Genomic DNA, 10,847 nt, shown 5'->3' with positions numbered 1-10,847 from the left:
GCCCGCAACGCGGGACATAAACCAGCCGGGTCACTTCTCGATGAAAATACCGGGTCACTTCTCAGCGACAATCAACAATCGGCGCCTTTTTAGAAGTCTAGACAAAGGAACCGAAAATTAAAATCAGGTTTTGATTTTTTCTTACCTTTGGTGTCAGGCTGGCGACGTGCCGACGTTGCGGGACCCCGGTTGCATGTGACGCCATTATCGGACTGCTGCAAATGGACACTCGTTCAAGATTTGGGGCCCGCGTTCCGATACTTTGTCGATCGCGCGGCGGCTATCGACCAGCCAGACCTCGTGCTCACCAGGCATGGCCTGGACACGAAGCGGCAAACTGGCAAGTCAGCTTGCCTTTGGTCCCGCGCCGCCAGCTGACCTTCTTCCATTTCGCATCAGCCAGCATCATTTCGGCAGAGACGGCAAACATCGTCAGGGACGTGGTATTTTTGCCGCCTTCCAACGCTCGACATCATCCGTCCAACTCTCGGGCAAGAACAGGCGCAGACCCACCATCACCGGCACTTTGCGGGAAGCCAGCGTCACCGAAACGAGCGACCGACAGTTGGATGTCTTGCCAAGCGAAGAGGCGTATTGCGCCGCCACCCCACCGAATGGCTGCCTTTCTTCGGCAAGGCGGTGTCGTCGATAACAAGATACCCGGCATCGTCCCCCACCAGACGGTCGGCCTCCTTCAGGAGAACAGCTTCAAGCGGTGCGCTTTCCCACACGCCATCAGCGACAAAATGATGGAGTTGGTCACAGCCAAATTCACCATCACAAGCCGCCATCGGCTGGACACTCTTGCGGTCATCTGGGCCAATCAGGCCTGCAATGTACGCAGGACACAGTCGCATCCTGGTCTTGTGCCGCAAAGCCAAGAGGAATGGAGCCAACCATACCTTCGGATCGCCACGCCAATCTTCTACGATCGCCGGCCTGTTCGCTGCATAAAGTGCGATCTACTTTTTGGCAAAAGCGTTTGACGGCGGCGAGGATTTCGTCGGCGGATTTGGTCCATCGAAAGGGATTCGGGTTGGCGTTGTGTTTGTCGATGAAGTGCAGATGTCGGCTTCGAGTTGAACGACGGAAGTGTGTACGCCGCGCTGGATTTGCTTGCGGGTGAGTTCGGCGAACCATCGCTCGACCTGATTGATCCACGAGGCCCATGTTGGCGTGAAATGAACGTGGTAGTGCGGCCTTCGCGCCAGCCATGCCTTGATCTTCGGCGTTTTGTGTGTGGCGTAGTTATCCATGACGAGCTGCGCTCGTCCTCAGACAATACCAGCGCAGCCATCGGGCGCCCGCATGCTATACCCTTCGCCATCAATGCCCCCTATCACAGAGGCACTCTGTTTATAATAGATCGAACTTCAGTTCCAGATGACTAGCGTGCAAATCCCATGATGGTTTCCAGAAAGGCTTGGCCATAGGCGTCCAGTTTGCGAATACCTACACCGGAAATCTGAGACAGATCATGGCGGCTGGCGGGCCGTCGTTCGGCCATTTCACGCAGGGTGCTGTCGTGAAAGATGACATAGGGCGGAACCCCCGCCTCCAGCGCCAGTTCGCGGCGGCAGGCCCGCAAAGCATCGAACAATGGATCATTGACAGGATTGGCAGTTTGGTTCCTCTTGCCACGTCGCTCCCGCTTTGGTGGGAGGACCAGTGTTACCGGCTGCTCACCACGCAAAATGGCCCGCGCAGCAGAACCAAGCTGCAAACCACCATGTTCGTTGGTTTCCAGCGCATCACGCAATAGTAACGCCCGCGACACAGGCTTGATCAGCGCGGCCTCCTCGCCCTCAACAATACCAAAGACGGACAGGCGGTCATGGCCGCGTTGTTGCACTTTGTCGTTCGTTGCGCCGGTCAATACCGCTTCGACATGACCAACGCCGAAGCTTTGGCCGGTGCGATAGACCGCGGACAGGAACTTGCGCGCGATTTCCGTGACATCAATGCCGGTCGGCGGGCTCAGGCAATTATCGCAATTTCCACAGTTTTCCGGTGGATTCTCCCCGAAATGACGCAGCAATATGGCACGTCTGCATCCCCCTGTTTCGACCAGTGCGCCCAGCGATGCAATGCGGGTTCGCTCGCCCTGTTGCCGTGCCTCGTCCAGTTCCGCAATCCGCTGACGCGCCTTGGCGAAATCCTCTGCGCCCCAGAAAAGATGCGCCTGCGCCGGTTCGCCATCTCGCCCTGCCCGCCCGCTTTCCTGATAATAGGCTTCGATCGATTTGGGCAGTCCGGCATGGGCGACAAAGCGCACATCTGGCTTGTCGATGCCCATGCCAAAAGCGATGGTTGCAACCATCACCATATCCTCGCTGGCGATGAAGACCGCCTGATTGGCGCGCCGCGTTTCGGGCGGGAGTCCGGCATGATAGGCCCTCACCTGTCGGCCGTTGACGGACAGACTGGCGGCAATTTTCTCGGTCGCGGCGCGTGTTTGGGCATAGACGATGCCGGGACCGGGTTGCGATGCTACAAGGTCCGCGATCTGACGGGTCAATCCCGCACGGGGATGAACATCGTAACGGATATTGGGGCGATCAAAGCCCGAAATGATCATCCCATCCTGCGGGATACCAAGCTGGACAAGGATGTCCTCCCGCGTATGCGCATCCGCCGTAGCAGTCAGCGCCAGACGCGCCACGCCCGGAAATTCGTCAAGCAATGGCCGAAGCATCCGGTAGTCGGGTCGAAAATCATGCCCCCATTCGGACACGCAATGCGCCTCATCGATCGCGAACATTGCGATGTTCGACGTGCGCAGCAAATCGCGGAAACCCTGCCCCGATGCACGTTCCGGTGCTACATAGAGCAGGTCGAGATCGCCCTCGCGTAGCCGGTTCTGCGTCTCACGCCAATCGGCATCAACCGATGTCAGGCTCGCCGCTTTTAACCCCAGCGCCTGTGCCGCACGGAGCTGATCATGCATCAGCGCGATAAGGGGCGATATGACAACGCAACAGCCATCAAGAATCACTGATGGGAGTTGGTAGCATAGTGACTTTCCAGCCCCTGTCGGCATGATGGCGAGGCAATGAAGCCCCGACAAAACACGCTCTACGACCTGCCCCTGCACTCCACGAAATGAGGAAAAGCCAAAGGTCGAATGCAGGGTGGAAAGCGGATCAGCAGGCATTGGCGTCGTGATAGACAGCCCAAGCCGGAGGTGAAAGAACTAATAGCGACTATTTTCAAAATAGCCCGGCATCAGCCCTGCCGTGCAACGCCTTGATCGGCCATCAGCTGGTGTAATTCGCCCGCTTCGAACATTTCCATCATAATATCACTGCCTCCGACAAATTCGCCCTTCACATAAAGCTGGGGAATAGTCGGCCAGTCGGAAAATTCCTTGATGCCCTGCCGAACCTCCTGGTCCTGGAGCACATCGACGCTTTCAAACTCAACGCCCAGATGATCGAGAATTGCAATCGCACGGCTGGAAAAACCGCATTGAGGGAAAAGCGGCGTGCCCTTCATAAACAGTACGACATCGGCAGATTTGACGATCTCCCCGATGCGCGATTTCACGGCGTTTGTCATAAACTGCTCCAAAAATTGAATAGGCGCCCATATGAACGGGCTAAATCCATCCAGTCTAGTTGGGGATGGCAGTGGTCAACTGCAAGGCATGTAATACACCGCCCATACGACCACCCAGCGCCGCATAAACAGCTTGATGCTGTTTCACGCGGCTCATCCCCCGAAAGCTTTCGGCGACTACCCGGGCAGCATAATGATCGCCATCGCCCGCCAGATCCGTGATTTCGACGTCCGCATCGGGGATCGCCTGACGGATCATATTCTCGATATCCTGTGCGGCCATCGCCATGACGAAAATTCCTACTTGGTTTCCATGAACTGGCGTCGCGCCTCAACCGCCTTTTCATCCAGTGCAGTGCGCACCATCGTCTCGTCGGCATCGACACCGGCGGATGTCAGATCGCCCAATACCTTGCGAATCACATCCTCATCGCCCGCTTCTTCAAAATCCGCCTGCACAACCGCCTTCGCATAAGCGTCGGTTTCTTCTTGCGTCAGGCCCATTTTCGCCGCTGCCCATTGGCCCAGCAGGCGATTGCGCCGAGCGATGATCTTGAACTGTGTCTCTGCATCGTGAGCAAATTTGGCCTCAAAGCCTTGTTCACGATCCTTAAAATTGGTCATCGGCGCATCCTGTGTTTGAAGTCATTCAATGGAAAGTAAGCGCAGCATCGACATTACGCAACGGCCGCGAGAATTTGTGACGTGTTTTATCACCTGCATGCCTGCCTGAAAATTCGGCGGCTTTGAATCGTGGTGCTTCTATGCCGTGACGGGTCGAAGCCAGCTCGGTTCTCTGGCTTCATAGCGGGCGATCGTTACGTCCTGTTCCAACGTCAGCCCGATTTCATCCAGCCCCTCGGCAAGACAATGCTTGCGAAAAGGATCGATCGCGAATTCGAAACGGTCCTGAAAAGGTGTCGTGACGCTTTGCGTGTCCAGGTCGATGTGGATAGGATCGGTCCTCGCCACTTCCAGCAAGCGATCTATTGCCTCCTGCGGCAGCTCCACCGTCAATATGCCATTTTTGAAGGCATTGCTGGCGAAAATATCCGAAAAACTTGGGGCAATGACCGCCATGACACCCATGTCGTTAAGTGCCCAAGCAGCATGTTCCCGACTTGATCCGCAACCAAAATTGTCGCCCGCGATCAGGATCGGGGCACCGTGATATTCAGGATCGTCAAAGACGTTGCCGGCATCCTGCCGCAACGCTTCGAATGCCCCCTTGCCCATGCCCGAACGGCTGACCGTCTTCAGCCATTTGGCCGCGATGATCATGTCAGTGTCCACATTTTTCGTGCCCAGGGGATAGGCGCGGCCCTCAACAACGGAAACGGCGTCCATTATTTCACCTTCTCCGACACGACGGATGCATCAGGTGCCGCCCGCCCTGCCGTGGCAAGCGCCATAACACCGCTCCCCAGCGTTCCCGCCAGCAACAGATAAAAAGCCCATTTCATCGGTCATTCCCCATAAGTTCGCGCACATCTGTCAGATGCCCCGTCACAGCGGCCGCGGCGGCCATGGCCGGTGAGACGAGGTGGGTTCTTGCGCCCGGTCCCTGCCGCCCCATGAAGTTGCGGTTGGAGGTCGATGCACATCTTTCCCCGCTCGGTACCTTGTCCGGGTTCATGCCAAGGCACGCCGAACACCCCGGTTCGCGCCATTCTAAACCAGCCTCGGTAAAGATTCTATCAAGGCCTTCCGCCTCTGCCTGCCGTTTGACCAGACCGGAACCCGGAACCACCAGCGCCTGTTTGATGCCAGGCGCCAGATGGCGTCCCTTCAATACGGCGGCGGCGGCGCGCAGATCCTCAATACGGCTGTTGGTGCAGCTGCCGATGAAGATATGCTCAATGACGACATCCTCCATCCTCTGCCCCTTGTGCAGGCCCATATAGTCCAATGCCTTTATTGCCGCCGCACGCTTTGATGCATCGGCATAACTGTCTGGATCAGGAACAGCGCCAGTAATCGACACAACATCTTCCGGACTGGTGCCCCATGTAACATTGGGTGCGATATCGCTGGCATCGAAATGAACCGACACATCGAATTTCGCGCCTGCATCGGTATGAAGCGTCTTCCAATGGGCAACAGCAGCATCCCAGTCGGCGCCGCTGGGCGCCATTGGACGACCTTTCAGATAAGCGAAGGTTTTTTCATCAGGCGCAAACAGCCCGGCACGCGCTCCACCTTCGATCGACATGTTCGACACCGTCAAACGACCCTCGATCGACATCGCGTCAAAGGTGCTGCCGCGATATTCGATGACATGACCCGTACCGCCCGCCGTACCGATCCGGCCAATGATCGCCAGGATCACGTCCTTGGGTGATACACCAAAGCCCAGCGTGCCATCGACACGAATTTCCATCGACTTCGATTGTTTGAGCAGCAATGTCTGCGTTGCCAGCACATGCTCGACTTCACTCGTGCCGATACCGAAGGCCAGGGCACCCAGAGCGCCGTGTGCCGCCGTGTGGCTGTCACCGCAAACCAGCGTTGTTCCTGGCAGGGTAAAGCCCTGTTCCGGGCCAATGACATGGACGATACCCTGTTCCAGATCGGTCGCGCCGAAATATTTTATGCCGAATTCCGCGACATTGCTTTCGAGCGTAGCAAGCTGTTGCGCGCTTTCGGGGTCTGTGATCGGAATACGCTTTCCCTGTGCATCAACGCGCCGGGTCGTGGGCAGGTTATGATCAGGCACCGCAAGGGTAAGCTCGGGACGACGCACCTTGCGGCCCGCAAGACGAAGCCCCTCAAACGCTTGCGGACTCGTCACCTCATGAACAAGATGGCGATCGATATAGATGAGACAAGTGCCATCGTCGCGGCGATCCACGACATGGGCGTTCCAGATTTTCTCGTAAAGAGTCATAGGTCCATTCATGGCAGGTTCCCTACCCGCTCATGCAATCATTTTAAAGGAAATTGCACTTTCGGGTCAGCTAAATTTGCTGTGCCCGACAAGCCAGGCCTATCGCGCCGATATCGACGCTGTCCTCAGCGCACCGTTGGCCGCCACCTCCAGGGGGACGACAGGCTGCTCGTCCAGTTCCATCCAGTTCGTGGCGGGCAGGCCATAATAAAGATCGAACAATTCAAGCTGCGCCCGAAAAGGCTTGCTGCTCTCGCTGTTCCATAACATCGCAATGCCGGTGCGCGTCTCCGGATCGAACATCATTGTCGATCGATAGCCCGCCACTGCCCCGCTGTGCCCGACCATGCGATGCCCGGCATAGGTGAAGCTGCGCCAGCCCAGACCATAGCTGGCGTCGTGCAACGCACGGCCAATGGCCGTGCGACCATAGGGCGCGAATGTCTTCACTCTGGGGTCGTGAATTCCCTTGAGCAGCGCGGGCGGCAACACCTTGGGCGCCTCCCCCATCTGGGCCTCCATCCAGCGGGCCATGTCCACGATGTTGGAATTGACGCCGGCCGCCGCTGGTACGCGATAATAGGCGTCCGTCAGCTTGACCGGATAACCGTTCCGATAAGGCCGCGCCCAACTGCTCGCACAAGTGAGGTTGGCCAGACCGATGCTGGTGCCCGCCATGCCCAATGGTTGAAACAATCGCGCACGCGCTTCGTCCGCATAGCTATCGCCAGTCACTTTTCCGATAATTTCAGCGACAGTATCATAAGCGATATTTTGATAGCTGTGGCACGTACCCGGCGGACAAACGGTTTGCACGCTGGCAAGTTCATGCCGGATCTCCACCGGGTCGCCGCCATCCTCCAGCCGCCCATCGTAAGAGTTTTTTGCAAGCCCCAGACGATGGGACAATATGTCCGAAACGCTCACCAACCGCTCCGCACCATCGGGAAGGCGCAGGCTGGTGCCATAGGATTCAACTGCACGGTTCAGGTCAAGCTTGCCTTCCTCCGCCAGTTTCGCAGCCAGTGTCGCGGCAACGCCTTTTGACAGCGAAGCCCAACGAAACACCGTATGTTCGGTCACAGGCTGCCCGGTTTCGCGCGATGTCACTCCATAGCCGCGCACAAAGGCCAGTTTTCCGTCTTCCACAACCGCGATGGCAAGGCCGGTCATCTCCCGGTGGGTCATCAACAGGCGCAGTCGACCGTCCAATGCATCATAATCAATGGCCGATCGCCATGGTTGAGCATCAGGTATCGGAAAGGTGGCTGCCTTTGTCAGGGCGGGCCGGCTCGCATCGGCTTGGTCACCATGCTGGAGATAGAGAAAGGCGCCGCCAACAAGCAACGCAGGTAACGTCATGCCGCGCACGATGCGCAACCAGCGCCGACTTCGACCGGATGTCATATCCTGCCGTTCAGCCATTACCTCTCACCTGCGCCCGCTCCATCTTCCCATGAGCTCTTTTGGCCAAAATTGGGGCTTCAGGCAAGCGTTGTGCGACAATCAGGCTGAATAGCGCGCCGTAGTTCTGGCGGCGACTTCCTCTTTTGTGATACCGGGAGCGAGTTCGACAAGCTTGAAGGGGCTGTCATGGTCCGGCCGCTGGAAAACGGCAAGATCGGTGATGATCATGTCCACCACATTCTTGCCGGTCAGCGGCAGGGTGCACTCGGGAATGAATTTGGGATCGCCATTCTTGGATGTGTGTTCCATGACGACAATGACCTTCTTGACCCCGGCAACCAGATCCATCGCGCCGCCCATGCCCTTGACCAGCTTGCCCGGTATCATCCAGTTGGCGATGTCGCCCTTCTCGCTGATTTCCATCGCGCCCAATACGGTCAGATCGATATGCCCACCACGGATCATGGCGAAACTGTCGGCTGAACTGAAATAGCTGGTGGATGGCAGTTCGCTGATCGTCTGCTTGCCCGCGTTGATAAGGTCGGGGTCGACCTCGTCGGGATAAGGGAAGGGGCCGATGCCGAGCATGCCATTCTCGCTTTGCAACGTTACCTCAACGCCTGCGGGTATATGATTGGCCACCAGCGTCGGGATACCGATGCCCAGGTTCACGTAGAAGCCGTCCTGAAGCTCACGCGCAGCGCGGGCGGCCATTTCATCGCGGGTCCAGCCCTTGGCGATACCATCATGCGTGGTCATTATGCGGCCTCCCTCTGGCGGGTCGTGGTGAACTCAATCTTCTTGTCATAAGGCGCGCCGATGATCATGCGCTTTACATAAATACCGGGAAGATGGATGCAGTCGGGATCAAGGCTGCCCGTGGGGACGATTTCTTCCACTTCGGCAACGCAAATTTTCGCGGCGGGCGCCATCGGCTGATTGAAGTTACGCGCGGTCTTGCGGAAAACCAGATTGCCGCTTTCGTCCGCTTTCCAGCCTTTAATGATAGCAACGTCCGCGAAAATTCCGCGTTCAAGAATATAGTCCTGACCATCGAAATTCTTGACTTCCTTGCCCTCGGCAACCTTTGTGCCGACGCCGGTCTTGGTATAGAAACCCGGAATGCCCGCCCCGCCCGCGCGGCAGCGTTCGGCCAGCGTGCCTTGCGGAGAAAATTCCACCTCCAGTTCGCCGGACAGATATTGGCGTTCGAACTCCTTGTTCTCGCCGACATAGGAGCTGATCATTTTTTTCACCTGCCGCGTCCGCAGCAACTTGCCCAATCCTTCGCCATTGATGCCTGCATTGTTGGAAGCGATGGTAAGGTCCTTCACCCCCGAGGCCTGAATTGCGTCGATCAGGCGCTCGGGTATACCACACAAGCCAAAACCACCCACACACAGATGCATGCCATCGAACAGCAGGCCTTCGAGCGCCTTTTCAGCATCAGGATAAAGTTTCTTCATGCAGGAATCTCCCGGTAAGCACCATTGCGTCGCACATAGGGGGAGGAAAGTTGCAGGTCAATTTACCCTGTCATTGAATGCGCGATTATCAGGACGGAAGTGGCTTGGCCAGCAGAAATAGCCAGGAATATCAATCGCCGCCCATATCGGGGCCTGTCCTTTGTGCGTAAACCTGCACGAAGGCCTGTGCCACGCTATAGAGGCGATCACGCGCAGGCAAAGATAACATTTCGCAGAGAAAATCCTCAAAGGCTGCCCGATCGTGACGACCCGCAGCCGCAAGCAGGTCGAGCACCATCATTTCATCATAGCTTAGTCGGGGGCAACAAGGTGAATTGACGTAAATGGGCTCGGGCCAGACCATGCCCATCTCTCCTACCAGGTCAAGAAAGCGCGCGCTTCCCTCTTCGGACCCCAGACGGCGTGCAAGTTCAGGCCGAGGGTCCCGTTGCAGCCTGGCGAATACAACAGCGATGCGAGTAGCAGTGGCAATGCGGATCTGAGCAGCCGCAGGAGCACCCAGCTCAACTGTATTGGCGATCCGGTTTAAATCTACGAACATCCTGTTCCCTTTCACTTGATCCGGAAAAATGCGCTGCCGGACCGGGAAGGACCGGCAGCGCCCAGTATCACGTGCATTCCGGGGAGAGGGAGGAGAGAGAATGCACGTTTGCTTGACGATCCCGAAGGATCATGTATGAATCATTATTGCTAATAGTTATTAATAGCAACACAAAAAATCTCGACCTCTTCACCGCCTATGAGAGAAGGAATCAGCATGTATGACCTCGTCGACCGGTCCGTCAGCATCCTGCCAGCGGGCAGCCGCTTTTTGCTATGGGCCATGCGTGGATGGGTTTCCGCCTGCGGACGAGGCGACTGTCCGCCAGGCCAATTGGCCCCGGCCTTTATAAAATCCGGGACGATTGAGACATTGTCCCATTTCCACATCACTATGTGCCTGCTCAATTGCAACGGACGACAGATCCTGAATTTCCACTGTGTTCACCAGCCACAGATCAGCGAAAGCGAAGCGGTGCTGCTTCGGCTATGGAGCGAGATCGCGGCCGGGAATGAGCGCGCCGCATTGCCGATCATTGAACTGCTTGTGGAAATGGATGCGGCTGCATCGGTATTTTCAGCCATGCGGGCGGTTATACCGGGACTGAGCATGGCCGGACTTGACCCGGTTATCGACAGGCCGCCCCACACAGCGGACCGACACGAGGGACAACCCGAACATCGCCGCACGCATCGCTTCTGATCCACCTTTCCAATGAAGGTCCGGCAACGAAAATCCGACTTGTCCTGCGGCGGGACATTCGGGCACTCAAGAGGAACGGGTCTTCACGGTTAAGCCCGCAGTTACTATGACTAGGCTCCATGAAGCCCAGCAAACGAGATATTCAGAAAGCCGAGCGTCGGGCAGCAATATTGGAGGTCGCGCGCCAGTCTTTATGGGATGGCCCGCCCCTTTTCCCCGGCATCGGTTATGATGTTGGTGCTTAAGAAGGAAAGGAGCGGACCGA

Annotated in this window: 11 protein-coding genes and 2 pseudogenes; 1 reads left to right on the top strand and 12 read right to left on the bottom strand. The window is 57.0% G+C overall.

All coding sequences use genetic code 11. The features are described 5' to 3' along the window. Nucleotides 1–441: 441 nt before the first annotated feature. The 12 genes and pseudogenes from L3X40_RS19480 to L3X40_RS19425 all read right to left on the bottom strand — a co-directional run. Nucleotides 442–932 (bottom strand): annotated as a pseudogene (locus L3X40_RS19480) (IS701 family transposase); the annotation flags it as partial. A 10-nt stretch (nucleotides 933–942) separates the two neighbouring features. Continuing rightward, a pseudogene (locus L3X40_RS19475) lies at nucleotides 943–1,262 on the bottom strand (transposase); the annotation flags it as partial. A 125-nt stretch (nucleotides 1,263–1,387) separates the two neighbouring features. Then, the gene (gene recQ / locus L3X40_RS19470) at nucleotides 1,388–3,154 is read right to left on the bottom strand and encodes a DNA helicase RecQ (protein WP_237367065.1); all 1,767 of its coding nucleotides are present in this window, start codon (nucleotides 3,152–3,154) and stop codon (nucleotides 1,388–1,390) included. 71 nt (nucleotides 3,155–3,225) lie between these two features. Further along, the gene (gene grxD, locus L3X40_RS19465; RefSeq protein WP_237367064.1) at nucleotides 3,226–3,558 is read right to left on the bottom strand and encodes a Grx4 family monothiol glutaredoxin; all 333 of its coding nucleotides are present in this window, start codon (nucleotides 3,556–3,558) and stop codon (nucleotides 3,226–3,228) included. A 55-nt stretch (nucleotides 3,559–3,613) separates the two neighbouring features. Beyond that, a complete protein-coding gene (locus L3X40_RS19460) occupies nucleotides 3,614–3,847 on the bottom strand; it encodes a BolA family protein (RefSeq protein WP_237367063.1) in 234 nt (77 codons plus the stop codon). Between the two features lie 11 nt (nucleotides 3,848–3,858). Then, a complete protein-coding gene (locus tag L3X40_RS19455) occupies nucleotides 3,859–4,182 on the bottom strand; it encodes a DUF1476 domain-containing protein (RefSeq protein WP_237367062.1) in 324 nt (107 codons plus the stop codon). Nucleotides 4,183–4,320: 138 nt separating this feature from the next. Continuing rightward, nucleotides 4,321–4,905, bottom strand: a complete 585-nt coding sequence (gene leuD / locus L3X40_RS19450) for a 3-isopropylmalate dehydratase small subunit (RefSeq protein WP_237367061.1) — start codon at nucleotides 4,903–4,905, stop codon at nucleotides 4,321–4,323. A 112-nt stretch (nucleotides 4,906–5,017) separates the two neighbouring features. Next, complete coding sequence (leuC, locus tag L3X40_RS19445; protein WP_237367060.1) at nucleotides 5,018–6,457, bottom strand: 3-isopropylmalate dehydratase large subunit; 1,440 nt, start codon at nucleotides 6,455–6,457, stop codon at nucleotides 5,018–5,020. Nucleotides 6,458–6,544: 87 nt separating this feature from the next. Continuing rightward, complete coding sequence (locus L3X40_RS19440) at nucleotides 6,545–7,870, bottom strand: serine hydrolase domain-containing protein (protein ID WP_237367059.1); 1,326 nt, start codon at nucleotides 7,868–7,870, stop codon at nucleotides 6,545–6,547. A gap of 81 nt (nucleotides 7,871–7,951) precedes the next feature. Next, the gene (locus L3X40_RS19435; protein WP_237367058.1) at nucleotides 7,952–8,611 is read right to left on the bottom strand and encodes a CoA transferase subunit B; all 660 of its coding nucleotides are present in this window, start codon (nucleotides 8,609–8,611) and stop codon (nucleotides 7,952–7,954) included. Next, nucleotides 8,611–9,318, bottom strand: a complete 708-nt coding sequence (locus L3X40_RS19430; protein WP_237367057.1) for a CoA transferase subunit A — start codon at nucleotides 9,316–9,318, stop codon at nucleotides 8,611–8,613. Before L3X40_RS19430 ends, L3X40_RS19435 begins: the two co-directional genes overlap by 1 nt. 130 nt (nucleotides 9,319–9,448) lie before the next feature. Beyond that, complete coding sequence (locus tag L3X40_RS19425) at nucleotides 9,449–9,880, bottom strand: addiction module antidote protein (protein ID WP_237367056.1); 432 nt, start codon at nucleotides 9,878–9,880, stop codon at nucleotides 9,449–9,451. Between the two features lie 216 nt (nucleotides 9,881–10,096). Between L3X40_RS19425 and L3X40_RS19420 the strand changes: the two genes are divergently transcribed. Further along, nucleotides 10,097–10,582 carry a hypothetical protein gene (locus tag L3X40_RS19420; RefSeq protein WP_237367055.1) on the top strand — a complete coding sequence of 162 codons (486 nt, stop codon included), beginning with the start codon at nucleotides 10,097–10,099 and terminating at the stop codon, nucleotides 10,580–10,582. The last annotated feature ends 265 nt before the right edge of the window (nucleotides 10,583–10,847 follow it).

It is taken from the genome of Rhizorhapis sp. SPR117 (genome assembly GCF_021742065.1).
Note: the sequence above shows the minus strand (reverse complement) of the source record. Positions and strands in the feature narration are given on the sequence as shown.